General features: G+C 66.5%; 35 protein-coding genes. All 35 read left to right on the plus strand.

From position 1 onward, the window contains the following. Positions 1 to 113: 113 nt before the first annotated feature. Positions 114 to 485, plus strand: coding sequence for a 30S ribosomal protein S12 (rpsL, locus tag ACFY61_RS13020; RefSeq protein WP_007265893.1), 372 nt, complete (start codon positions 114 to 116; stop codon positions 483 to 485). Between the two features lie 2 nt (positions 486 to 487). Further along, complete coding sequence (gene rpsG, locus ACFY61_RS13025; RefSeq protein WP_053731192.1) at positions 488 to 958, plus strand: 30S ribosomal protein S7; 471 nt, start codon at positions 488 to 490, stop codon at positions 956 to 958. 39 nt (positions 959 to 997) lie between these two features. Continuing rightward, positions 998 to 3,127 carry an elongation factor G gene (gene fusA, locus ACFY61_RS13030; RefSeq protein ID WP_389470791.1) on the plus strand — a complete coding sequence of 710 codons (2,130 nt, stop codon included), beginning with the start codon at positions 998 to 1,000 and terminating at the stop codon, positions 3,125 to 3,127. Positions 3,128 to 3,277: 150 nt separating this feature from the next. Then, the gene (tuf, locus tag ACFY61_RS13035; RefSeq protein WP_150209233.1) at positions 3,278 to 4,471 is read left to right on the plus strand and encodes an elongation factor Tu; all 1,194 of its coding nucleotides are present in this window, start codon (positions 3,278 to 3,280) and stop codon (positions 4,469 to 4,471) included. A gap of 741 nt (positions 4,472 to 5,212) precedes the next feature. Further along, positions 5,213 to 5,521 carry a 30S ribosomal protein S10 gene (gene rpsJ / locus ACFY61_RS13040; protein WP_003948644.1) on the plus strand — a complete coding sequence of 103 codons (309 nt, stop codon included), beginning with the start codon at positions 5,213 to 5,215 and terminating at the stop codon, positions 5,519 to 5,521. A gap of 14 nt (positions 5,522 to 5,535) precedes the next feature. After that, entirely contained in the window at positions 5,536 to 6,180 is a 645-nt protein-coding gene (rplC, locus tag ACFY61_RS13045) for a 50S ribosomal protein L3 (RefSeq protein WP_389470795.1), read from the plus strand. A gap of 5 nt (positions 6,181 to 6,185) precedes the next feature. Next, positions 6,186 to 6,836: a 50S ribosomal protein L4 gene (gene rplD / locus ACFY61_RS13050; RefSeq protein WP_389470798.1), complete on the plus strand. Its 651-nt coding sequence runs from the start codon at positions 6,186 to 6,188 to the stop codon at positions 6,834 to 6,836. Next, the gene (gene rplW, locus ACFY61_RS13055; protein WP_389470801.1) at positions 6,836 to 7,156 is read left to right on the plus strand and encodes a 50S ribosomal protein L23; all 321 of its coding nucleotides are present in this window, start codon (positions 6,836 to 6,838) and stop codon (positions 7,154 to 7,156) included. Before rplD ends, rplW begins: the two co-directional genes overlap by 1 nt. 39 nt (positions 7,157 to 7,195) lie before the next feature. Then, positions 7,196 to 8,032, plus strand: a complete 837-nt coding sequence (gene rplB / locus ACFY61_RS13060; RefSeq protein ID WP_125642230.1) for a 50S ribosomal protein L2 — start codon at positions 7,196 to 7,198, stop codon at positions 8,030 to 8,032. A 12-nt stretch (positions 8,033 to 8,044) separates the two neighbouring features. Next, positions 8,045 to 8,326 carry a 30S ribosomal protein S19 gene (rpsS, locus tag ACFY61_RS13065; protein ID WP_007265903.1) on the plus strand — a complete coding sequence of 94 codons (282 nt, stop codon included), beginning with the start codon at positions 8,045 to 8,047 and terminating at the stop codon, positions 8,324 to 8,326. Between the two features lie 43 nt (positions 8,327 to 8,369). Next, positions 8,370 to 8,717: a 50S ribosomal protein L22 gene (gene rplV / locus ACFY61_RS13070; RefSeq protein WP_030201575.1), complete on the plus strand. Its 348-nt coding sequence runs from the start codon at positions 8,370 to 8,372 to the stop codon at positions 8,715 to 8,717. Next, positions 8,717 to 9,550, plus strand: a complete 834-nt coding sequence (rpsC, locus tag ACFY61_RS13075) for a 30S ribosomal protein S3 (protein ID WP_352193896.1) — start codon at positions 8,717 to 8,719, stop codon at positions 9,548 to 9,550. The genes rplV and rpsC overlap by 1 nt, the downstream gene beginning before the upstream one ends. Before the next feature lie 5 nt (positions 9,551 to 9,555). Further along, a complete protein-coding gene (gene rplP / locus ACFY61_RS13080) occupies positions 9,556 to 9,975 on the plus strand; it encodes a 50S ribosomal protein L16 (protein ID WP_352193895.1) in 420 nt (139 codons plus the stop codon). Next, positions 9,975 to 10,199: a 50S ribosomal protein L29 gene (gene rpmC / locus ACFY61_RS13085; RefSeq protein ID WP_125540842.1), complete on the plus strand. Its 225-nt coding sequence runs from the start codon at positions 9,975 to 9,977 to the stop codon at positions 10,197 to 10,199. The genes rplP and rpmC overlap by 1 nt, the downstream gene beginning before the upstream one ends. Then, positions 10,199 to 10,480, plus strand: a complete 282-nt coding sequence (gene rpsQ, locus ACFY61_RS13090) for a 30S ribosomal protein S17 (RefSeq protein ID WP_109281737.1) — start codon at positions 10,199 to 10,201, stop codon at positions 10,478 to 10,480. Before rpmC ends, rpsQ begins: the two co-directional genes overlap by 1 nt. A 114-nt stretch (positions 10,481 to 10,594) precedes the next feature. Continuing rightward, complete coding sequence (gene rplN / locus ACFY61_RS13095) at positions 10,595 to 10,963, plus strand: 50S ribosomal protein L14 (protein ID WP_003956455.1); 369 nt, start codon at positions 10,595 to 10,597, stop codon at positions 10,961 to 10,963. A gap of 2 nt (positions 10,964 to 10,965) precedes the next feature. Next, complete coding sequence (gene rplX, locus ACFY61_RS13100; RefSeq protein WP_030201562.1) at positions 10,966 to 11,277, plus strand: 50S ribosomal protein L24; 312 nt, start codon at positions 10,966 to 10,968, stop codon at positions 11,275 to 11,277. Further along, positions 11,277 to 11,828 carry a 50S ribosomal protein L5 gene (gene rplE, locus ACFY61_RS13105; protein WP_389470806.1) on the plus strand — a complete coding sequence of 184 codons (552 nt, stop codon included), beginning with the start codon at positions 11,277 to 11,279 and terminating at the stop codon, positions 11,826 to 11,828. The genes rplX and rplE overlap by 1 nt, the downstream gene beginning before the upstream one ends. A gap of 5 nt (positions 11,829 to 11,833) precedes the next feature. Next, positions 11,834 to 12,019, plus strand: coding sequence for a type Z 30S ribosomal protein S14 (locus ACFY61_RS13110; RefSeq protein WP_003956452.1), 186 nt, complete (start codon positions 11,834 to 11,836; stop codon positions 12,017 to 12,019). 207 nt (positions 12,020 to 12,226) lie between these two features. Then, positions 12,227 to 12,625 (plus strand): 30S ribosomal protein S8, encoded by a 399-nt coding sequence (rpsH, locus tag ACFY61_RS13115; RefSeq protein ID WP_079429302.1) that lies wholly within the window; start codon positions 12,227 to 12,229, stop codon positions 12,623 to 12,625. 20 nt (positions 12,626 to 12,645) lie between these two features. Continuing rightward, a complete protein-coding gene (rplF, locus tag ACFY61_RS13120) occupies positions 12,646 to 13,185 on the plus strand; it encodes a 50S ribosomal protein L6 (protein WP_389470808.1) in 540 nt (179 codons plus the stop codon). Positions 13,186 to 13,189: 4 nt separating this feature from the next. Further along, positions 13,190 to 13,573 (plus strand): 50S ribosomal protein L18, encoded by a 384-nt coding sequence (gene rplR / locus ACFY61_RS13125; RefSeq protein WP_389470811.1) that lies wholly within the window; start codon positions 13,190 to 13,192, stop codon positions 13,571 to 13,573. Positions 13,574 to 13,618: 45 nt separating this feature from the next. Further along, complete coding sequence (rpsE, locus tag ACFY61_RS13130; protein WP_030201551.1) at positions 13,619 to 14,224, plus strand: 30S ribosomal protein S5; 606 nt, start codon at positions 13,619 to 13,621, stop codon at positions 14,222 to 14,224. Then, positions 14,224 to 14,406, plus strand: coding sequence for a 50S ribosomal protein L30 (gene rpmD, locus ACFY61_RS13135; protein ID WP_005313525.1), 183 nt, complete (start codon positions 14,224 to 14,226; stop codon positions 14,404 to 14,406). The genes rpsE and rpmD overlap by 1 nt, the downstream gene beginning before the upstream one ends. Before the next feature lie 2 nt (positions 14,407 to 14,408). Beyond that, positions 14,409 to 14,864 (plus strand): 50S ribosomal protein L15, encoded by a 456-nt coding sequence (rplO, locus tag ACFY61_RS13140; protein WP_030201548.1) that lies wholly within the window; start codon positions 14,409 to 14,411, stop codon positions 14,862 to 14,864. Positions 14,865 to 15,051: 187 nt separating this feature from the next. Further along, positions 15,052 to 16,371, plus strand: coding sequence for a preprotein translocase subunit SecY (gene secY / locus ACFY61_RS13145; protein WP_389470814.1), 1,320 nt, complete (start codon positions 15,052 to 15,054; stop codon positions 16,369 to 16,371). Further along, positions 16,371 to 17,018, plus strand: a complete 648-nt coding sequence (locus ACFY61_RS13150) for an adenylate kinase (RefSeq protein ID WP_389470816.1) — start codon at positions 16,371 to 16,373, stop codon at positions 17,016 to 17,018. The genes secY and ACFY61_RS13150 overlap by 1 nt, the downstream gene beginning before the upstream one ends. A gap of 93 nt (positions 17,019 to 17,111) precedes the next feature. Further along, positions 17,112 to 17,963, plus strand: a complete 852-nt coding sequence (gene map, locus ACFY61_RS13155) for a type I methionyl aminopeptidase (protein WP_389470818.1) — start codon at positions 17,112 to 17,114, stop codon at positions 17,961 to 17,963. A 159-nt stretch (positions 17,964 to 18,122) separates the two neighbouring features. After that, positions 18,123 to 18,344 carry a translation initiation factor IF-1 gene (gene infA, locus ACFY61_RS13160; protein ID WP_003956442.1) on the plus strand — a complete coding sequence of 74 codons (222 nt, stop codon included), beginning with the start codon at positions 18,123 to 18,125 and terminating at the stop codon, positions 18,342 to 18,344. 62 nt (positions 18,345 to 18,406) lie between these two features. After that, positions 18,407 to 18,520: a 50S ribosomal protein L36 gene (rpmJ, locus tag ACFY61_RS13165; RefSeq protein ID WP_003956441.1), complete on the plus strand. Its 114-nt coding sequence runs from the start codon at positions 18,407 to 18,409 to the stop codon at positions 18,518 to 18,520. Between the two features lie 186 nt (positions 18,521 to 18,706). Continuing rightward, complete coding sequence (rpsM, locus tag ACFY61_RS13170; protein WP_007265919.1) at positions 18,707 to 19,087, plus strand: 30S ribosomal protein S13; 381 nt, start codon at positions 18,707 to 18,709, stop codon at positions 19,085 to 19,087. 54 nt (positions 19,088 to 19,141) lie between these two features. Then, positions 19,142 to 19,546, plus strand: a complete 405-nt coding sequence (rpsK, locus tag ACFY61_RS13175; RefSeq protein WP_003956432.1) for a 30S ribosomal protein S11 — start codon at positions 19,142 to 19,144, stop codon at positions 19,544 to 19,546. Positions 19,547 to 19,673: 127 nt separating this feature from the next. After that, entirely contained in the window at positions 19,674 to 20,696 is a 1,023-nt protein-coding gene (locus ACFY61_RS13180; protein ID WP_010473911.1) for a DNA-directed RNA polymerase subunit alpha, read from the plus strand. A gap of 153 nt (positions 20,697 to 20,849) precedes the next feature. Then, on the plus strand, positions 20,850 to 21,344 hold the full coding sequence (rplQ, locus tag ACFY61_RS13185; protein ID WP_389470821.1) for a 50S ribosomal protein L17: 495 nt from the start codon (positions 20,850 to 20,852) through the stop codon (positions 21,342 to 21,344). A 135-nt stretch (positions 21,345 to 21,479) separates the two neighbouring features. Beyond that, positions 21,480 to 22,331 (plus strand): tRNA pseudouridine(38-40) synthase TruA, encoded by an 852-nt coding sequence (gene truA, locus ACFY61_RS13190; protein WP_389470823.1) that lies wholly within the window; start codon positions 21,480 to 21,482, stop codon positions 22,329 to 22,331. Positions 22,332 to 22,348 lie beyond the last annotated feature (17 nt).

Raw genomic sequence — 22,348 nt, forward strand, 5'->3', positions numbered from 1 at the left:
CCGCGTACGTTTTCCGCTTCTGCGGAGGTCTGCCGGATCCGACACACCCGACCGCGTGGGTCGGAGAAGTTCCAGGTTAGTTTCACCAACGGCACACAGAAACCGGAGAAGTAGTGCCTACGATCCAGCAGCTGGTCCGTAAGGGCCGGCAGGACAAGGTCGAGAAGACGAAGACGCCCGCGCTTGAGGCTTCGCCCCAGCGTCGTGGCGTCTGCACGCGTGTGTTCACGACCACCCCGAAGAAGCCGAACTCGGCGCTCCGTAAGGTCGCGCGTGTGCGTCTGACCTCCGGCATCGAGGTCACCGCTTACATTCCGGGTGAGGGACACAACCTGCAGGAGCACTCCATCGTGCTCGTGCGTGGTGGCCGTGTGAAGGACCTGCCGGGTGTTCGTTACAAGATCATCCGCGGTGCGCTTGACACCCAGGCTGTCAAGAACCGCAAGCAGGCCCGCAGCCGCTACGGCGCCAAGAAGGAGAAGTAAGAATGCCTCGTAAGGGCCCCGCCCCGAAGCGCCCGGTCATCATCGACCCGGTCTACAGCTCTCCTCTGGTCACCTCGCTGATCAACAAGATCCTCCTGGACGGCAAGCGCTCCACCGCCGAGCGCATCGTCTACGGCGCCATGGAAGGCCTCCGCGAGAAGACCGGCAACGACCCGGTCATCACGCTGAAGCGCGCGCTGGAGAACGTCAAGCCGTCCCTCGAGGTCAAGTCCCGCCGTGTCGGTGGCGCGACCTACCAGGTTCCGGTCGAGGTCAAGCCGGGTCGCCAGTCGACCCTCGCGCTGCGCTGGCTCGTGGGTTACTCCCGCGCCCGCCGCGAGAAGACCATGACCGAGCGCCTCATGAACGAGCTCCTCGACGCCTCGAACGGCCTCGGTGCGGCCGTCAAGAAGCGTGAGGACACGCACAAGATGGCCGAGTCCAACAAGGCCTTCGCGCACTACCGCTGGTAGTCGCAGTCCACATCGAGACCGAGAGAAGACTGAAGCCTTATGGCTACCACTTCGCTTGACCTGGCCAAGGTGCGCAACATCGGCATCATGGCCCACATCGACGCGGGCAAGACGACCACCACCGAGCGCATCCTGTTCTACACCGGTGTCTCTTACAAGATCGGTGAGGTCCACGACGGCGCTGCCACGATGGACTGGATGGAGCAGGAGCAGGAGCGCGGCATCACCATCACGTCCGCCGCGACGACCTGCCACTGGCCGCTCGAGGACGTCGACCACACCATCAACATCATCGACACCCCGGGTCACGTGGACTTCACGGTCGAGGTGGAGCGTTCGCTCCGCGTCCTCGACGGTGCCGTCACCGTGTTCGACGGCGTCGCCGGTGTGGAGCCGCAGTCCGAGACGGTGTGGCGTCAGGCCGACCGTTACGGCGTCCCGCGCATCTGCTTCGTCAACAAGCTCGACCGCACCGGTGCCGAGTTCATGCGCTGCGTCGACATGATCAAGGACCGCCTCGGCGCGGTCCCGATCGTCATGCAGCTGCCGATCGGCGCCGAGGCCGACTTCAAGGGTGTCGTCGACCTCGTCACCATGAAGGCGTTCGTCTGGTCCGCCGAGGCGACCAAGGGCGAGATGTACGACATCGTCGACATCCCGGCCACGCACACCGAGCTCGCCGAGGAATGGCGCGGCAAGCTGGTCGAGACCGTCGCCGAGAACGACGACGAGATCATGGAGCTGTACCTGGGCGGCGAGGAGCCGACCGTGGAGCAGCTGCACGCGGCCGTCCGTCGCATCATCCTCAGCTCCGGCAAGGGTGGCGGCTCGACCGTCACCGCGGTGTTCTGTGGCACGGCGTTCAAGAACAAGGGTGTTCAGCCCCTGCTCGACGCCGTCGTCCGCTACCTGCCGTCGCCCCTGGACATCGAGGCCATCGAGGGCCACGACGTCAAGGACGCCGAGGTCGTCGTGAAGCGCAAGCCGTCCGACGAGGAGCCCCTCGCGGCGCTGGCGTTCAAGATCATGAGCGACCCGCACCTCGGCAAGCTCACCTTCGTCCGGGTCTACTCGGGCCGCCTGGAGGCCGGCACCTCGGTGCTGAACTCCGTCAAGGGCAAGAAGGAGCGCATCGGCAAGATCTACCGCATGCACGCGAACAAGCGTGAGGAGATCGACGCCGTGGGCGCCGGCGACATCGTCGCCGTCATGGGCCTGAAGCAGACCACCACCGGTGAGACGCTGTGCGACGAGAAGCAGCCGGTCATCCTGGAGTCCATGGACTTCCCGGCCCCGGTCATCCAGGTCGCCATCGAGCCCAAGTCCAAGGGTGACCAGGAGAAGCTGGGTGTCGCCATCCAGCGTCTCGCGGAGGAGGACCCCTCCTTCCACGTTCACTCGGACGAGGAGACGGGCCAGACCATCCTCGGCGGTATGGGCGAGCTGCACCTCGAGGTGCTGGTCGACCGTATGAAGCGCGAGTTCAAGGTCGAGGCCAACGTCGGCAAGCCGCAGGTCGCGTACCGCGAGACGATCCGCAAGGCCGTCGAGCGCATCGACTTCACCCACAAGAAGCAGACCGGTGGTACCGGTCAGTTCGCCAAGGTGCAGATCGCGATCGAGCCGATCACGGACGCCGATGGTCCGGCGTACGAGTTCGTGAACAAGGTCACCGGTGGCCGCATCCCGAAGGAGTACATCCCTTCGGTCGACGCGGGTGCGCAGGAGGCCATGCAGTTCGGCATCCTGGCCGGCTACGAGATGACGGGCGTCCGCGTCACGCTTCTCGACGGTGGCTACCACGAGGTCGACTCCTCCGAGCTCGCCTTCAAGATCGCCGGTTCGCAGGCGTTCAAGGAGGGTGCGCGCAAGGCCAGCCCCGTGCTGCTCGAGCCGATGATGGCCGTCGAGGTCACCACGCCCGAGGACTACATGGGTGAGGTCATCGGCGACATCAACTCCCGCCGTGGCCAGATCCAGGCCATGGAGGAGCGTCACGGCGCTCGCGTCGTGAAGGGCCTCGTGCCGCTTTCGGAGATGTTCGGCTACGTCGGCGACCTCCGCAGCAAGACCTCGGGTCGCGCAAGCTACTCGATGCAGTTCGACTCCTACGCCGAGGTTCCCCGGAACGTCGCCGAGGAGATCATCGCGAAGGCCAAGGGCGAGTAACTCTCCCGAGTACACGCTTTAGGCTTGTCACCGGAACCTCTGGGGCAACGGGCGCAACAGCACCTGTTGCCCCGGGGGGCCGGCATTCCAGCAAAGATCACCTGGCGCCGATGAGTAAGGCGTACAGAACCACTCCACAGGAGGACCCCAGTGGCGAAGGCGAAGTTCGAGCGGACTAAGCCGCACGTCAACATCGGCACCATCGGTCACATCGACCACGGTAAGACGACCCTCACGGCCGCCATTACCAAGGTGCTGCACGACGCGTACCCGGACCTGAACGAGGCCTCGGCCTTCGACCAGATCGACAAGGCTCCTGAGGAGCGCCAGCGCGGTATCACCATCTCCATCGCGCACGTCGAGTACCAGACCGAGGCGCGTCACTACGCCCACGTCGACTGCCCCGGTCACGCGGACTACATCAAGAACATGATCACCGGTGCCGCGCAGATGGACGGCGCGATCCTCGTGGTCGCCGCCACCGACGGCCCGATGCCGCAGACCAAGGAGCACGTGCTCCTGGCCCGCCAGGTCGGCGTCCCCTCCATCGTTGTCGCCCTGAACAAGGCCGACATGGTGGACGACGAGGAGATCCTGGAGCTCGTCGAGCTCGAGGTCCGTGAGCTCCTGTCCGAGTACGACTTCCCGGGCGACGACGTCCCGGTCGTCCAGGTCTCGGCGCTCAAGGCCCTCGAGGGTGACAAGGAGTGGGGCGAGAAGCTCCTCGGCCTCATGTCGGCCGTGGATGACTTCATCCCGACCCCTCCGCGTGACACCGACAAGCCCTTCCTGATGCCGGTCGAGGACGTCTTCACGATCACCGGTCGCGGTACGGTCGTCACCGGCCGTATCGAGCGTGGTGTCCTGAAGGTCAACGAGACCGTCGACATCATCGGTATCAAGGAAGAGAAGACCACCACCACGGTCACCGGTATCGAGATGTTCCGCAAGCTGCTCGACGAGGGCCAGGCCGGTGAGAACGTCGGTCTGCTCCTCCGTGGCATCAAGCGCGAGGACGTCGAGCGCGGCCAGGTCATCATCAAGCCCGGTTCGGTCACCCCGCACACCGAGTTCGAGGCCCAGGCCTACATCCTGTCGAAGGACGAGGGTGGCCGTCACACCCCGTTCTTCAACAACTACCGCCCGCAGTTCTACTTCCGTACCACGGACGTGACCGGCGTCGTGACCCTCCCCGAGGGCACCGAGATGGTCATGCCGGGCGACAACACCGAGATGACGGTCGCGCTGATCCAGCCGGTCGCCATGGAGGAGGGCCTGAAGTTCGCCATCCGTGAGGGTGGCCGGACCGTCGGCGCCGGCCAGGTCACCAAGATCACGAAGTAATTCGTGTTCTGACCTGGTAGCTCGCTCCGCCGAGCACCATGTTTGACCGAAGGGCCCCGGGACTTCCGTCCCGGGGCCCTTCGCGTTCGCCGGCCGCCGGCGGAGGCGGCCGGTCAGCCCGGACGCGCGGCCGGCTCCGATCCCCCGCTTCGCGGCCCGGACGCGCCCATGAGGCGGATGACCGGGCCGTCGTCGGTGTCGGCTACGGAGCCGTCGTCCTGGCGCCGGAACGCGGCGGCCACTGCCGGGTGGCGGAGATGGCCGGTGGTGGCGGGCGCCGGGGCCGCGGGGCGGTACTCCGTCGGGGGTGGGGCGGTTTGACGCGTACGCGCTGGGGGGTATTCTCTTGGGCCCCGATTGGCGCATTACGGGTCTCGTATGGCAGACTGTCGGGGTTGCTCGGTTGAGTGCCGATGCTGCGCGCCTCCCGCCGGGAGGACCGGAAGCGAGTCCCACAGTACTCGTCGCCTTCACCTGCCCCCCGGGGCAGCAATGGGGCGGACGTACGGGAATCTTCCGGGAAGCGTGGGCGGGGCCCTCACCAGGCACTCGGTGGGTGTTCCTCCCCCGAAGCGCGGTCCGGAAAGGATCGCAGACCCTCAAGGCAGGGAATTTCCGTATGGGAATTTTCTGTGGCGGGACTGCGACACGCCCGACCGCGTGGGTCGGAGAGAAGCGGCGTGGAAGCGCAGCGCACCGAGTACCAGAGCGTTTCACTAGACAAAGGACTACTGAGTAGCCATGGCGGGACAGAAGATCCGCATCCGGCTCAAGGCCTACGACCACGAGGTCATCGACTCCTCGGCGAAGAAGATCGTCGAGACGGTGACCCGCACTGGTGCGTCGGTCGCGGGCCCGGTGCCGCTGCCCACTGAGAAGAACGTGTACTGCGTCATCAAGTCGCCGCACAAGTACAAGGACTCGCGCGAGCACTTCGAGATGCGCACGCACAAGCGCCTGATCGACATCCTCGACCCGACGCCCAAGACCGTTGACTCGCTGATGCGCCTGGACCTTCCGGCCGGCGTTGACATCGAGATCAAGCTCTGAGAGGCACGGAGAAGATGGCAAAGCAGATCAAGGGCGTCCTGGGCGAGAAGCTCGGCATGACCCAGGTCTGGGACGAGAACAACCGTGTCGTCCCGGTCACCGTGGTCAAGGCCGGGCCCTGTGTTGTCACCCAGGTCCGTACCAACGACGTCGACGGCTACGAGTCGGTCCAGATCGCCTTCGGCGAGATCGACCCGCGCAAGGTGAACAAGCCCCTCAAGGGCCACTTCGCCAAGGCCGACGTGACCCCGCGCCGCCACCTGGTGGAGATCCGGACCTCCGACGCTGCCGAGTACACGCTCGGCCAGGAGATCACCGCCGCTGTGTTCGAGTCCGGCGTCAAGGTTGACGTCACGGGCAAGAGCAAGGGCAAGGGCTTCGCCGGTGTCATGAAGCGCCACAACTTCCGTGGTCTGGGTGCCGGTCACGGTACGCAGCGCAAGCACCGCTCTCCCGGTTCCATCGGTGGCTGCGCCACCCCGGGCCGTGTGTTCAAGGGCCTCCGCATGGCTGGCCGCATGGGCAACGAGCGGGTCACCACCCAGAACCTGACCGTTCACGCCGTTGACGCGGAGAAGGGCCTGCTGCTCATCAAGGGCGCGGTTCCTGGTCCGAACGGCGGCCTCGTCCTGGTCCGCACTGCGGCCAAGGGGGCCTGAGGACTATGAGCACCATTGACATTCTGTCGCCCGCAGGCGACAAGACCGGGACCGTCGAGCTTCCGGCCGAGATCTTCGACGCCAAGGTCAGCGTTCCGCTGATCCACCAGGTCGTCGTCGCGCAGCTTGCGGCTGCCCGCCAGGGCACCCACAAGACCAAGACGCGTGGCGAGGTCCGCGGTGGTGGCAAGAAGCCGTACCGCCAGAAGGGCACCGGCCGCGCCCGCCAGGGTTCGACCCGTGCGCCGCAGTTCGCCGGCGGTGGCGTCGTGCACGGCCCCGTGCCGCGTGACTACTCGCAGCGGACCCCGAAGAAGATGAAGGCCGCCGCCCTGCGTGGCGCCCTCACCGACCGGGCCCGTCACTCCCGTATCCACGTCGTCTCCGGCGTGGTCGAGGGTGCCGCTTCCACCAAGGCCGCCAAGACGCTGTTCGGCAAGATCTCGGAGCGCAAGAACCTGCTCCTGGTCGTCGACCGTGCCGACGAGGCCGCGTGGCTGTCCGCCCGCAACCTGCCCCAGGTGCACATCCTGGAGCCGGGCCAGCTGAACACGTACGACGTGCTCGTTTCGGACGACGTGGTCTTCACCCAGGCCGCTTTCGAGTCCTTCGTGTCTGGCCCCAAGGCCGCTGAGACCGAAGGGAACGAGGGCTGATGTCTGAGGCCACGATCACCAGCAAGACCTTCACGGACCCGCGCGACATCCTTGTCCGCCCGGTTGTCTCCGAGAAGAGCTACGCGCTGCTGGACGAGAACAAGTACACGTTCATCGTTCTGCCCGGCGCCAACAAGACCCAGATCAAGCAGGCCGTCGAGGCGGTCTTCTCGGTCAAGGTCACCGGGGTCAACACGATCAACCGGCAGGGTAAGCGCAAGCGCACCAAGACCGGTTTCGGCAAGCGCGCCGACACGAAGCGCGCCATCGTGACCCTCGCTGAGGGCGACCGTATCGACATCTTCGGCCAGGCCTCCTAACGGAGCGCCCTGGTCCGAATATCGGACGAGGACTGAGAAATGGGTATCCGCAAGTACAAGCCGACGACTCCGGGCCGTCGTGGCTCCAGCGTCGCCGACTTTGTCGAGATCACGCGGTCCACGCCGGAGAAGTCGCTGGTCCGCCCGCTGCACAGCAAGGGCGGCCGTAACAACGCCGGTCGTGTGACCGTTCGCCACCAGGGTGGCGGACACAAGCGCGCCTACCGCGTGATCGACTTCCGTCGTCACGACAAGGACGGCGTGCCGGCCAAGGTCGCGCACATCGAGTACGACCCCAACCGCACCGCTCGCATCGCCCTCCTGCACTACGCGGACGGCGAGAAGCGCTACATCATCGCTCCGCGCGGCCTGAACCAGGGCGACCGGATCGAGAACGGCCCGACGGCCGACATCAAGCCCGGTAACAACCTGGCGCTCCGCAACATCCCGGTCGGTACCACGATCCACGCGATCGAGCTCCGTCCCGGTGGCGGTGCCAAGTTCGCCCGTTCCGCGGGTGCCTCCGTGCAGCTGCTGGCGAAGGAAGGTGCCATGGCGCACCTCCGTATGCCGTCCGGTGAGATCCGCCTGGTCGACGTGCGCTGCCGCGCCACCGTCGGCGAGGTCGGCAACGCCGAGCAGTCGAACATCAACTGGGGCAAGGCCGGCCGCATGCGCTGGAAGGGCGTCCGCCCGACCGTCCGCGGTGTCGCGATGAACCCGGTTGACCACCCGCACGGTGGTGGTGAGGGCAAGACCTCCGGTGGTCGCCACCCGGTCTCCCCGTGGGGTCAGAAGGAGGGTCGTACTCGTTCGCCGAAGAAGGCTTCGAACAAGTACATCGTCCGCCGCCGCAAGACGAACAAGAAGCGCTAGGAGCGGGTTTAGATGCCGCGCAGTCTCAAGAAGGGGCCCTTCGTCGACGACCACCTCGTAAAGAAGGTGGACGCCCAGAACGAAGCCGGCACCAAGAACGTCATCAAGACCTGGTCCCGTCGCTCGATGATCATTCCCAGCATGCTGGGTCACACCATCGCGGTGCACAACGGCAAGACCCATGTCCCGGTGTTCGTCACCGAGTCCATGGTCGGCCACAAGCTCGGCGAGTTCTCGCCGACTCGCACCTTCCGCGGCCACGTCAAGGACGACCGGAAGTCGAAGCGCCGCTAATCGCGGGGTGGGAACGACTATGACTTACACCGAAGGGACAACCATGGAAGCCAGGGCCCAGGCGCGGTACATCCGCGTCACGCCCATGAAGGCCCGCCGTGTGGTGGACCTCATCCGTGGCATGGACGCCACGGAGGCCCAGGCGGTCCTGCGTTTCGCCCCGCAGGCCGCGTCTGTGCCGGTCGGCAAGGTGCTTGACAGCGCCATTGCCAACGCCGCGCACAACTACAACCACACGGATGCCTCCTCGCTCTTCATCAGCGAGGCGTTCGTTGACGAGGGTCCGACCCTGAAGCGGTTCCGTCCGCGTGCTCAGGGCCGTGCCTACCGGATCCGCAAGCGGACCTCCCACATCACCGTGGTCGTCAGCAGCAAGGAAGGAACCCGGTAATGGGCCAGAAGGTAAACCCGCACGGGTTCCGGCTCGGTATCACCACGGACTTCAAGTCCCGCTGGTACGCCGACAAGCTGTACAAGGACTACGTCAAGGAAGACGTCGCCATCCGTCGGATGATGACGTCCGGCATGGAGCGCGCCGGCATCTCGAAGGTTGAGATCGAGCGCACCCGTGACCGTGTCCGCGTGGACATCCACACCGCCCGTCCGGGCATCGTCATCGGCCGCCGTGGCGCCGAGGCCGACCGCATCCGCGGCGACCTCGAGAAGCTCACCGGCAAGCAGGTCCAGCTGAACATCCTCGAGGTCAAGAACCCCGAGGTCGACGCTCAGCTCGTGGCCCAGGCCGTTGCCGAGCAGCTGTCCTCCCGCGTCTCCTTCCGTCGGGCCATGCGCAAGAGCATGCAGTCCGCCATGAAGGCCGGCGCCAAGGGCATCAAGATCCAGTGTGGCGGCCGTCTCGGCGGCGCCGAGATGTCCCGCTCGGAGTTCTACCGCGAGGGTCGTGTGCCGCTGCACACGCTGCGCGCGAACGTCGAGTACGGCTTCTTCGAGGCCAAGACCACCTTCGGCCGCATCGGCGTGAAGGTCTGGATCTACAAGGGCGACGTCAAGAACATCGCCGAGGTCCGCGCCGAGAACGCTGCGGCCCGTGCGGGTAACCGCCCGGCCCGTGGTGGCGCTGACCGCCCCGCCGGCCGTGGTGGCCGCGGTGGCGAGCGTGGCGGCCGTGGCGGCCGCAAGCCGCAGCAGGCTGCTGCTGCCGAGGCCCCCAAGGCCGAGGCCGCTGCCGCCGCTCCGGCTGAGAGCACCGGAACGGAGGCCTGACCGACATGCTGATCCCTCGTAGGGTCAAGCACCGCAAGCAGCACCACCCCAAGCGCCGCGGCATGGCCAAGGGTGGCACTGAGGTGGCATTCGGCGAGTACGGCATCCAGGCGCTGACCCCGGCGTACGTGACCAACCGCCAGATCGAGTCCGCTCGTATCGCCATGACCCGCCACATCAAGCGTGGCGGCAAGGTCTGGATCAACATCTACCCGGACCGCCCGCTCACGAAGAAGCCGGCCGAGACCCGCATGGGTTCCGGTAAGGGTTCCCCGGAGTGGTGGATCGCGAACGTGCACCCGGGTCGGGTCATGTTCGAGCTGTCCTACCCGAACGAGAAGATTGCGCGTGAGGCTCTGACTCGTGCGGCCCACAAGCTGCCGATGAAGTGCCGGATCGTCAAGCGCGAGGCAGGTGAGTCGTGATGGCGGCCGGTACCAAGGCGTCGGAGCTGCGCGAGCTGGGCAACGAGGAGCTCGTTGCCAAGCTGCGTGAGGCCAAGGAAGAACTGTTCAAGCTCCGCTTCCAGGCGGCGACCGGACAGCTCGAGAACAACGGCCGGCTCAAGGCCGTCCGCAAGGACATCGCCCGGATCTACACCCTGATGCACGAGCGCGAGCTCGGCATCGAAACGGTGGAGAACGCCTGATGAGCGAGAAGAACGTGACTGAGAAGACCGAGCGCGGATTCCGCAAGACCCGTGAGGGTCTCGTCGTCAGCGACAAGATGGACAAGACCGTCGTCGTCGCCGTCGAGGACCGTGTCAAGCACGCGCTGTACGGCAAGGTCATCCGCCGTACGAACAAGCTCAAGGCCCACGACGAGCAGAACGCCGCCGGTGTCGGCGACCGCGTCCTCCTGATGGAGACCCGGCCGCTGTCCGCCACCAAGCGGTGGCGCGTCGTCGAGATCCTCGAGAAGGCCAAGTAATCCGTCGAGTTCTCCCGTAAAGGGACCGACTCGGCATTCGTTCCGCCAGGCTCGGTCGGGGCGCCCTGAGAGGGGTGTCCCGGCCGGGAACCGGCAGACAAACAGGAGATAGACGTGATCCAGCAGGAGTCGCGACTTCGTGTCGCCGACAACACTGGTGCGAAGGAGATCCTTTGCATCCGTGTGCTCGGTGGCTCGGGTCGCCGCTACGCGGGCATCGGTGACGTCATCGTCGCCACCGTCAAGGACGCGATCCCCGGTGGCAACGTGAAGAAGGGTGACGTCGTCAAGGCGGTCATCGTTCGCACCGTCAAGGAGCGCCGCCGCCAGGACGGCTCGTACATCCGCTTCGACGAGAACGCCGCCGTCATTCTGAAGAACGACGGCGACCCTCGCGGCACCCGTATCTTCGGCCCGGTGGGCCGTGAGCTGCGCGAGAAGAAGTTCATGAAGATCATCTCGCTCGCGCCGGAGGTGCTGTAAGCATGAAGATCAAGAAGGGCGACCTGGTACAGGTCATCACCGGTAAGGACAAGGGCAAGCAGGGCAAGGTCATCCAGGCCCTCCCCGCCGAGAACCGTGTCCTGGTCGAGGGTGTCAACCGGGTCAAGAAGCACACCAAGGCTGGTCCGAACCAGGCCGGCGGCATCGTGATCACCGAGGCCCCCGTCCACGTTTCGAACGTCCAGCTGGTCGTGGAGAAGGACGGCAAGAAGGTCGTCACCCGCGTCGGTTACCGCTTCGACGACGAGGGCAACAAGATCCGCGTTGCCAAGCGCACGGGTGAGGACATCTGATGGCTACCACTCCGCGTCTGAAGACGAAGTACCGCGAGGAGATCGCGGGCAAGCTGCGTGACGAGTTCAAGTACGAGAACGTCATGCAGGTCCCGGGCCTCGTGAAGATCGTGGTCAACATGGGTGTGGGCGACGCCGCCCGCGACTCCAAGCTGATCGACGGCGCGATTCGCGACCTCACCACGATCACCGGTCAGAAGCCGGCCGTCACCAAGGCCCGCAAGTCCATCGCGCAGTTCAAGCTGCGCGAGGGTCAGCCGATCGGTGCGCACGTCACCCTCCGTGGCGACCGCATGTGGGAGTTCCTGGACCGCACCCTGTCGCTCGCGCTGCCGCGCATCCGCGACTTCCGCGGCCTGTCCCCGAAGCAGTTCGACGGCCGTGGCAACTACACCTTCGGTCTCACGGAGCAGGTCATGTTCCACGAGATCGACCAGGACAAGATCGACCGCGTCCGGGGTATGGACATCACCGTGGTGACCACGGCGACCAACGACGCTGAGGGCCGTGCGCTCCTTCGTCACCTCGGCTTCCCGTTCAAGGAGGCGTAAGCGAGATGGCGAAGAAGGCTCTTATTGCCAAGGCTGCTCGTAAGCCCAAGTTCGGTGTGCGTGCGTACACCCGCTGCCAGCGCTGCGGCCGCCCGCACTCCGTGTACCGCAAGTTCGGCCTCTGCCGCGTGTGCCTTCGTGAGATGGCTCACCGTGGCGAGCTGCCGGGCGTGACCAAGAGCTCCTGGTAATCCACTAGTTGGATTGCCGGTAACTCTCGGTAAGCATCTGGGTCGGCGGAGGCCCACCCCCCATGCCGTAGGCTAGTGGGGTTGGGCGTCCGCCGCCCGCACGACTTACTACGCCGTAGGTCCCCGCGCCGCACCCGTCCCGCCCATGTGTGGGGAGAGGGATGGCGCATACAGGAAACCCCGGCGAGAGAGGCCGAAGGCCACTTCATGACCATGACTGACCCCATCGCAGACATGCTCACGCGTCTGCGTAACGCTAACTCGGCGTACCACGACCAGGTCGTGATGCCGCACAGCAAGATCAAGTCGCACATCGCGGAAATCCTCAAGCAGGAGGGTTTCATCACCGGCTGGAAGGTCGAGGACGCCGAGGTCGGCAAGAACCTCGTCCTCGAGCTGAAGTTCGGCCCGAACCGCGAGCGCTCGATCGCCGGCATCAAGCGCATCTCGAAGCCGGGTCTGCGCGTGTACGCGAAGTCCACCAACCTGCCGAAGGTCCTCGGCGGCCTGGGCGTGGCGATCATCTCCACGTCCCACGGTCTCCTGACCGGCCAGCAGGCGCAGAAGAAGGGCGTGGGTGGGGAAGTCCTCGCCTACGTCTGGTAGTCGGGAACGGAGGAAAAGCTATGTCTCGTATCGGCAAGCTCCCCATCCCGGTTCCCGCCGGCGTGGACGTCACCATCGATGGCCGCACGGTCACCGTCAAGGGCTCCAAGGGCTCCCTGACGCACACCGTCGCCGCCCCCATCGAGATCGTTAAGGGCGAGGACGGCGTTCTGAACGTCACCCGTCCGAACGACGAGCGTCAGAACAAGGCCCTCCACGGCCTGTCCCGCACGCTGGTGGCCAACATGATCACCGGTGTGACCCAGGGATACACCAAGGCGCTCGAGATCAGCGGTGTCGGTTACCGCGTGGCCGCGAAGGGCTCCGACCTGGAGTTCCAGCTCGGCTACAGCCACCCGATCCTGGTGGAGGCGCCCGAGGGCATCTCCTTCAAGGTCGAGTCGCCGACCAAGTTCTCGGTCGAGGGCATCGACAAGCAGAAGGTCGGCGAGGTCGCCGCCAACATCCGCAAGCTGCGGAAGCCCGACCCGTACAAGGCCAAGGGCGTCAAGTACGCGGGCGAGGTCATCCGCCGCAAGGTCGGAAAGGCTGGTAAGTAAAGCCATGGCATACGGTGTGAAGATCGCCAAGGGCGACGCTTACAAGCGGGCTGCCAAGGCCCGCCGCCACATCCGCATCCGCAAGAGCATCTCCGGTACGGCCGAGCGTCCGCGCCTGGTCGTCAACCGGAGCAACCGCGGCATCACCGCCCAGGTGATCGACGACATCAAGGGTCACACCCTGGCGTCGGCGTCCCACCTGGACGCGTCGGTCCGCGGTGGCGAGGGTGACAAGTCCGCGCAGGCCAAGCAGGTCGGTGCCCTGGTCGCTGAGCGCGCCAAGGCCGCCGGCGTCGAGGCCGTCGTGTTCGACCGTGGTGGCAACAGGTACGCCGGGCGCATTGCCGCTCTGGCTGACGCCGCCCGCGAAGCCGGGCTGAAGTTCTAAGCCCCGGTTCCGGGACTAACGGACGTAACAGAGAGAGGTAATCCAATGGCTGGACCCCAGCGCCGCGGAAGCGGTGCCGGTGGCGGCGAGCGGCGGGACCGGAAGGGTCGCGACGGTGGCGCTGCTGCCGCCGAGAAGACCGCGTACGTTGAGCGCGTAGTCGCGATCAACCGCGTCGCCAAGGTTGTCAAGGGTGGTCGTCGTTTCTCCTTCACCGCGCTGGTCGTGGTGGGTGACGGTGACGGCACCGTGGGTGTCGGTTACGGCAAGGCCAAGGAGGTGCCGGCCGCCATCGCCAAGGGTGTTGAGGAGGCCAAGAAGCACTTCTTCAAGGTCCCCCGTATCCAGGGCACCATCCCGCACCCGATCCAGGGTGAGAAGGCTGCGGGCGTCGTCCTGCTGAAGCCTGCTTCCCCCGGTACCGGTGTTATCGCCGGTGGCCCGGTGCGCGCCGTCCTGGAGTGCGCCGGCGTTCACGACATCCTGTCGAAGTCGCTCGGCTCCGACAACGCGATCAACATCGTGCACGCGACCGTGGAGGCCCTGAAGGGCCTGCAGCGTCCCGAGGAGATCGCGGCTCGCCGTGGTCTGCCGCTCGAGGACGTCGCCCCCGCGGCTCTGCTTCGTGCGCGTGCTGGGGCGGGTGCGTAATGGCTCGCCTCAAGATCACGCAGACGAAGTCGTACATCGGCAGCAAGCAGAACCACCGCGACACCCTGCGTTCGCTCGGGCTCAAGCGCCTGAACGACGTGGTCGTCAAGGAGGACCGCCCCGAGTTCCGCGGAATGGTGCACACCGTCCGCCACCTCGTGACGGTTGAGGAGGTCGACTGATCATGGCGGAGAACAACCCGCTCAAGATCCACAACCTCCGTCCCGCCCCGGGCGCCAAGACCGCCAAGACCCGTGTGGGTCGTGGTGAGGCGTCGAAGGGTAAGACGGCCGGTCGTGGTACCAAGGGCACCAAGGCCCGCTACCAGGTTCCGGAGCGCTTCGAGGGTGGGCAGATGCCCCTCCACATGCGCCTCCCGAAGCTGAAGGGCTTCAAGAACCCGTTCCGCACCGAGTTCCAGGTCGTGAACCTGGACAAGCTGGCCGCCCTGTACCCGCAGGGTGGCGAGGTCACCGTGGCCGACCTGGTCGCCAAGGGTGCCGTGCGCAAGAACCAGCTCGTCAAGGTCCTGGGCCAGGGCGAGATCTCCGTGGCGCTGCAGGTTTCGGTTGACGCCGTCTCCGCTTCCGCCAAGGAGAAGATTGCCGCCGCCGGCGGCACGGTCACCGAGCTCGTCTGAGACGAGTCCTGTGGCTCATAACGAGTGAAACCGACCGGGGATGCCTCACAAATGGGGCATCCCCGGTTGGTCGTTCCACGGGGGGCGCAGACGCCGCTAAGCTGGCCTGCACCTTTGCTTTGTCGTACACCTCGAATCCTTAGACCGTCACCTCTGACGCAGTAGCGCGGGGGTCGCAGGAGGCACCGTGCTCACCGCGTTCGCCCGGGCGTTCAAGACGCCCGACCTGCGCAAGAAGCTGCTCTTCACGCTCGGCATCATCGTGCTGTTCCGGCTCGGGTCCCACATCCCGGTACCCGGCGTGAGCTACAAGAACGTCCAGTTCTGCGTGGACCAGGCGCAGGCCGGCTCGAACGGCGGCCTCTTCGGCCTGGTCAACATGTTCAGCGGTGGCGCGCTGTTGCAGATCACGATCTTCGCGCTCGGCATCATGCCGTACATCACGGCGAGCATCATCCTGCAGCTGCTGACCGTGGTCATCCCGAAGCTGGAGAACCTCAAGAAGGAGGGCCAGTCCGGGACCGCGAAGATCACGCAGTACACGCGCTACCTGACCATCGCGCTGGCCATCCTCCAGGGCACCGGCCTCGTCGCCACCGCCCGCAGCGGAGCCCTGTTCCAGGGCTGCCAGGTCGCCAGCCAGATCGTTCCGGACCGCTCGATCTTCACCACGGTCGTCATGGTCATCACCATGACCGCCGGTACCGCCGTCGTCATGTGGCTCGGTGAGCTGATCACCGACCGCGGCATCGGCAACGGCATGTCCATCCTCATGTTCATCTCGATCGCCGCCGGCTTCATCGGCGCCCTGTGGCAGATCAAGCTCCAGGGCAAGATCGCTGACGGCTGGGTCGAGTTCGGCGTGGTGATCCTCGTCGGCCTCGCGATGGTGGCCCTCGTGGTCTTCGTCGAGCAGGCCCAGCGCCGCATCCCCGTCCAGTACGCGAAGCGCATGATCGGGCGCCGCGCCTACGGCGGTACCTCGACCTACATCCCGCTCAAGGTCAACCAGGCGGGTGTGATTCCGGTCATCTTCGCGTCGTCGCTGCTCTACATCCCGGCTCTGGTCGTTCAGTTCAGCGGGTCCACGGCTCCTTGGGCCGCCTGGGTCCAGCGCCACCTGGCGGACACGAACGCCCCGTTCCACATCTCGATGTACTTCCTCCTGATCGTCTTCTTCGCGTTCTTCTACGTGGCGATTTCGTTCAACCCGGAGGAAGTCGCGGACAACATGAAGAAGTATGGTGGCTTCATCCCGGGCATCCGGGCCGGTCGACCTACTGCCGAGTACCTGAGCTACGTGCTCAACCGGATCACCTGGCCGGGGTCGCTGTACCTGGGTCTCATCGCTCTTGTGCCGACGATGGCGTTGGCCGGCTTCGGAGCGAACCAGAACTTCCCGTTCGGCGGGACGAGCATCCTCATCATCGTGGGTGTGGGTCTGGAAACCGTGAAGCAGATCGAGAGCCAGCTCCAGCAGCGCAATTACGAAGGGTTCCTCCGCTGATGCGAATCGTCCTCGTCGGACCTCCCGGTGCGGGCAAGGGCACGCAGGCCGCGTACCTCGCCAAGAACCTGTCGATCCCGCACATCTCCACGGGTGACCTCTTCCGCGCCAACATCAGCCAGGGCACGGACCTCGGCAAGCGGGCCAAGGCCTTCATGGACGCCGGCGACCTCGTCCCCGACGAGATCACCATCGGCATGGCCAAGGACCGCATGGAGCAGCCGGACGCCGCGAACGGCTTCCTGCTCGACGGCTTCCCGCGCAACGTCTCGCAGGCCGAGGCGCTGGACGCCATGCTCAACAGCGAGGGCATGAAGCTCGACGCCGTCCTCGACCTGGAGGTCGAGGAGGAAGAGGTGGTCAAGCGGATCGCCGGCCGCCGCATCTGCCGCAACGACTCCGCGCACGTCTTCCACGTGACCTATGCCCCGGCGAAGGCCGAGGGCGTGTGCGACCACTGCGGCGGCGAGCTGTACCAGCGCGGTGACGACTCCGAGGCCACGGTGCGCAACCGGCTGGAGGTCTACCACACGCAGACCGAGCCGATCATCGACTACTACAAGGCCCAGGGCCTTCTGGTCACGATCTCGGCTCTCGGCAAGGTGGACGAGGTCACCCAGCGCGCGATGGAAGCGCTGAACAAGTAACACGCAGTAGCCCTGTACGGCCGCGGTGTCCGGTGGACGCCGCGGCCGTACTGTTGAGAACGTCCGATTCACCGGTGGAAGGCACAGTTCGCAATGGTCCAGCTGAAGACTCCCGAGCAGATCGCGAAGATGCGGGAGGCCGGCCTGGTGGTCGCCGCGATCCACGCGGCCACCCGGGAGGCCGCCGTTCCGGGGGCCACCACGCGGGACCTGGACATGGTCGCCCGCAAGGTGATCGCCGACCACGGCGCCAAGTCGAACTTCCTCGGCTACGGCGGGTTCCCCGCGACCATCTGCACCTCGGTGAACGAGGTCGTCGTCCACGGCATCCCGGACGACAAGACCGTCCTGAAGGACGGGGACGTCATCTCGATCGACGCGGGCGCGATCGTCGACGGCTGGCACGGCGACGCCGCGTACACGGCGTTCGTGGGTACCGGACACGCCCCCGAGCTGGTGGAGCTGTCCCGGGTGACCGAGGAGTCCATGTGGGCGGGCATCGCCGCCATGAAGCTCGGCAACCGGCTGGTGGACATCTCGAAGGCGATCGAGTCGTACATCAAGCGGCAGCCGCGGCCGGCCACCGGTGACCACAGCCTCGGCAAGTTCGGGATCATCGAGGACTACGGCGGCCACGGCATCGGCAGCGAGATGCACATGGACCCGCACCTGCTGAACTACGTCTCCCGCAAGCGGGGCAAGGGCATCAAGCTGGTCCCGGGCGTCTGCCTGGCGATCGAGCCGATGGTCTCCCTCGGCACGGCGAAGACCGAGGTCCTGGCCGACGACTGGACGGTCATCACCACGGACGGCACCTGGTCCTCCCACTGGGAGCACTCGGTCGCCCTGACGGAGGACGGCCCCATCGTCCTGACCAGCCCGGACTGCGGGAAGGCCAAGCTCGCGGAGTACGGCGTCACCACCGCTCCGGACCCCCTAGCCTGAACCCGCACCACCCCGAGTAATGATCTAGAGTGATGGGCAAACTTTCCGGATTCGTCTTTCTGGGTGCCCTGACGTAGACTGACTCGTCGGCTTACGTGCATCCGCATGCCTGCGGGTCGCACACGGCTGATCAAGGTAGCCGATCCTGAAAGGCGAAGCGTGGCCAAGAAGCAAGGTGCCATCGAGATTGAGGGCACCGTGATCGAGTCCCTCCCGAACGCGATGTTCAAGGTGGAACTCCAGAACGGTCACAAGGTCCTCGCGCACATCAGCGGAAAGATGCGGATGCACTACATCCGTATCCTCCCGGATGACCGGGTCGTCGTGGAGCTCTCTCCCTACGACCTGACGCGTGGCCGGATCGTCTACCGATACAAGTAGATCTTGCCCCCGCACTCGCGCTCCGCGCGGGTGGTGGCACTGACCCGGAGAACCTTAAGAACATGAAGGTCAAGCCGAGCGTCAAGAAGATCTGCGACAAGTGCAAGGTGATCCGCCGTCACGGCCGGGTCATGGTCATCTGCGACAACCTGCGCCACAAGCAGCGCCAGGGCTGACGCACGCCGACCGACCTGCACTTCGCAGTTCTTCGCGCGACGCAACAAAACGTACATACGCAGAGCCCGCCCAGCCCTTCCGAGGGCCGGCGGCACCTCCGGCGGGGGCCGGGGACCCGGTTCGTACCTCGTACGGCGGCCGGGAGCGGCTCTGTGGAAGACCCCCGAACACACAGGAGCCATTGAATGGCACGCGTTTCCGGTGTCGACATCCCGCGCGAAAAGCGTGTGGAGATCGCACTCACCTACGTCTTCGGTATCGGGCGCACCCGGTCCAAGGAGATCCTCGCCTCCACCGGCGTGAACCCGAACACCCGCGTTCGTGACCTGGCCGAAGAGGACCTCGTCAAGATCCGCGAGTACGTGGACGCCAACCTCCGCACCGAGGGTGACCTCCGCCGCGAGATCCAGGGCGACATCCGTCGCAAGATCGAGATCCAGTGCTACCAGGGCATCCGCCACCGCCGCGGCCTGCCGGTGCACGGTCAGCGCACCAGCACGAACGCCCGTACCCGCAAGGGTCCGCGTCGCGCCATCGCCGGCAAGAAGAAGCCGGGCAAGAAGTAGTCCTGTTCAGCGGTCTTGCGCTGTAGGACCGACCACCTCCCGTAGGAGTAAGAGATGCCCCCCAAGGGTCGTCAGGGCGCTGCCAAGAAGGTGCGCCGCAAGGAAAAGAAGAACGTCGCTCACGGCCACGCGCACATCAAGAGCACGTTCAACAACACGATCGTCTCGATCACGGACCCGTCCGGCAACGTGATCTCCTGGGCCTCCGCCGGCCACGTCGGCTTCAAGGGCTCGCGCAAGTCCACCCCCTTCGCCGCGCAGATGGCCGCCGAGTCGGCCGCCCGCCGCGCGCAGGAGCACGGCATGCGCAAGGTCGACGTCTTCGTCAAGGGTCCCGGCTCCGGCCGTGAGACCGCGATCCGCTCCCTCCAGGCCACCGGCCTCGAGGTCGGCTCGATCCAGGACGTCACCCCCACCCCGCACAACGGCTGCCGCCCGCCGAAGCGCCGCCGCGTCTGACGCAGCGGACGCACCCGTGCGTTCTTGAGTGTCCGGGCGGTACGCCCCCTCCGGGGGTCGTGCCGCCCGTACCCTTGTCACTAGTCGGACGTCAAATAGTGGGCGTCCACGACTGAAGGAAAAAGACATGCTTATCGCTCAGCGTCCTTCGCTGACCGAAGAGGTCGTCGACGAGTACCGCTCGCGGTTCGTGATCGAGCCGCTGGAGCCGGGCTTCGGCTACACCCTCGGCAACTCCCTGCGCCGTACGCTCCTCTCCTCGATCCCGGGTGCCGCCGTCACGAGCATCCGCATCGACGGCGTCCTGCACGAGTTCACCACCGTGCCGGGCGTCAAGGAGGACGTCACCGACCTCATCCTCAACATCAAGCAGCTGGTCGTCTCCTCGGAGCACGACGAGCCGGTCGTGATGTACCTGCGCAAGCAGGGCCCCGGCCTGGTGACCGCCGCCGACATCGCCCCGCCGGCCGGTGTCGAGGTGCACAACCCGGACCTCGTCCTCGCCACGCTCAACGGCAAGGGCAAGCTGGAGATGGAGCTGACCGTCGAGCGCGGTCGCGGCTACGTCTCCGCCGTCCAGAACAAGCAGCTGGGCCAGGAGATCGGCCGCATCCCGGTCGACTCCATCTACAGCCCGGTGCTCAAGGTCACCTACAAGGTCGAGGCGACCCGTGTCGAGCAGCGCACCGACTTCGACAAGCTGATCGTCGACGTCGAGACCAAGCAGGCCATGCGCCCGCGCGACGCCATGGCGTCCGCCGGCAAGACCCTGGTCGAGCTGTTCGGTCTGGCCCGCGAGCTCAACATCGACGCCGAGGGCATCGACATGGGCCCGTCCCCGACGGACGCCGCCCTGGCCGCCGACCTGGCACTGCCGATCGAGGAGCTGGAGCTCACCGTCCGCTCCTACAACTGCCTCAAGCGCGAGGGCATCCACTCCGTGGGTGAGCTCGTCGCCCGTTCCGAGGCCGACCTGCTCGACATCCGCAACTTCGGTGCGAAGTCGATCGACGAGGTCAAGGCGAAGCTGGCCGGCATGGGCCTGGCCCTCAAGGACAGCCCGCCCGGATTCGACCCGACCGCCGCCGCCGACGCCTTCGGCGCCGACGACGACGCGGACGCGGGTTTCGTGGAGACCGAGCAGTACTGAGCTGACTGCCGTTCTTCGACTGCGGGCCGGTCCTGGCCGGCCGCGCGGTTCCCCGCGCCCCTGACCGGGGCGCGGGTCTCCGACGGGCGACCGCCCGCTCGGATACTGACTCCGGTACCTGACACGGCCGGGGCAGACACCTAGGAGAGAACCATGCCGCGTCCCACCAAGGGCGCCCGCTTCGGCGGCTCCGCCGCGCACGAGAAGCTGCTCCTCGCGAACCTCGCGAAGTCGCTCTTCGAGCACGGCCGCATCACCACGACCGAGGCCAAGGCCCGCCGCCTGCGTCCGGTCGCCGAGCGCCTGATCACCAAGGCGAAGAAGGGCGACATCCACAACCGTCGCCTGGTGCTGCAGACGATCACGGACAAGAGCATCGTGCACACGCTCTTCACCGAGATCGCCCCGCGCTACTCCGAGCGCCCGGGTGGCTACACCCGCATCACCAAGATCGGCAACCGTCGTGGCGACAACGCCCCGATGGCCGTGATCGAGCTGGTCGAGGGCGAGATCGCCAAGAAGGCGACCGTCGCCGAGGCCGAGGCCGCCACCAAGCGCGCCGTCAAGGAGGCCGACGAGGCCGCCGAGGCGAAGGCCACCGAGACCGAGGCCGCCGAGGCCCCGGCCGAGGAGACCAAGGAAGCCTGACGGCCTCCTCCCCGCTGCTGCGGGGATGATCCCGCGGCCTGATCCGGTTCCCGGATCGCCTTCGGCCGTGAGGCTTGGAACGGGTCCGTCCCTTCGGGGGCGGGCCCGTTCCGCACGTTTGAGAGGATGTGGCACGTGAGTGACGAGGTGGAGCCCGGTTACGTCCGGGTGCGGCTGGACCTGTCGTACGACGGCAAGGGCTTCTCCGGCTGGGCGAAGCAGACCGCGCGGCGGACCGTCCAGGGCGAGCTGGAGTCCGCCCTGCAGACCGTGATGCGGCTGCCCGACCCGGTCGAGCTCACCGTGGCCGGGCGGACCGACGCGGGCGTCCACGCCCGCGGGCAGGTGGCCCACCTCGACCTGCCCGCGGCGGTCTGGGCGGACCACCGGGACGTGCTGATGCGCCGCCTCGCCGGGCGGCTGCCGCACGACGTGCGGGTGTGGCGGGTCGCCGAGGCCCCGTCCGGCTTCAACGCCCGGTTCTCGGCGATCTGGCGCCGGTACGCCTACCGGGTCGGCGACCACAGGGGCGGCGTCGACCCGCTGCTCCGCGGACACGTGCTGTGGCACGACTGGCCGCTGGACGTGGACGCCATGAACGAGGCCGCCAAGGCGCTGCTCGGCGAGCACGACTTCGCCGCCTACTGCAAGAAGCGCGAGGGCGCCACCACCATCCGCACCCTCCAGCAGCTGAGCTGGGAACGGGATGCCGAAGGGATCGTCACGGCCACCGTCCGGGCCGACGCGTTCTGCCACAACATGGTGCGGTCGCTGGTGGGCGCGCTGCTGCACGTCGGCGACGGGCACCGGCCGGTGGACTGGCCGGGCAAGGTGCTGGCCGCCGGCGTCCGGGACTCCGCGGTGCACGTCGTACGGCCGCACGGGCTGACCCTGGAGGAGGTCGGCTACCCGGCCGACGAGCTGCTCGCGGAACGCAGCCGTCAGGCGCGCAACGTCCGCACCCTGCCGGGTGCCGGCTGCTGCTAAAGGGTTTGGGCGAGTCC

The organism is Streptomyces sp. NPDC012888 (genome assembly GCF_042900645.1).
GTDB lineage: Bacteria > Actinomycetota > Actinomycetes > Streptomycetales > Streptomycetaceae > Streptomyces.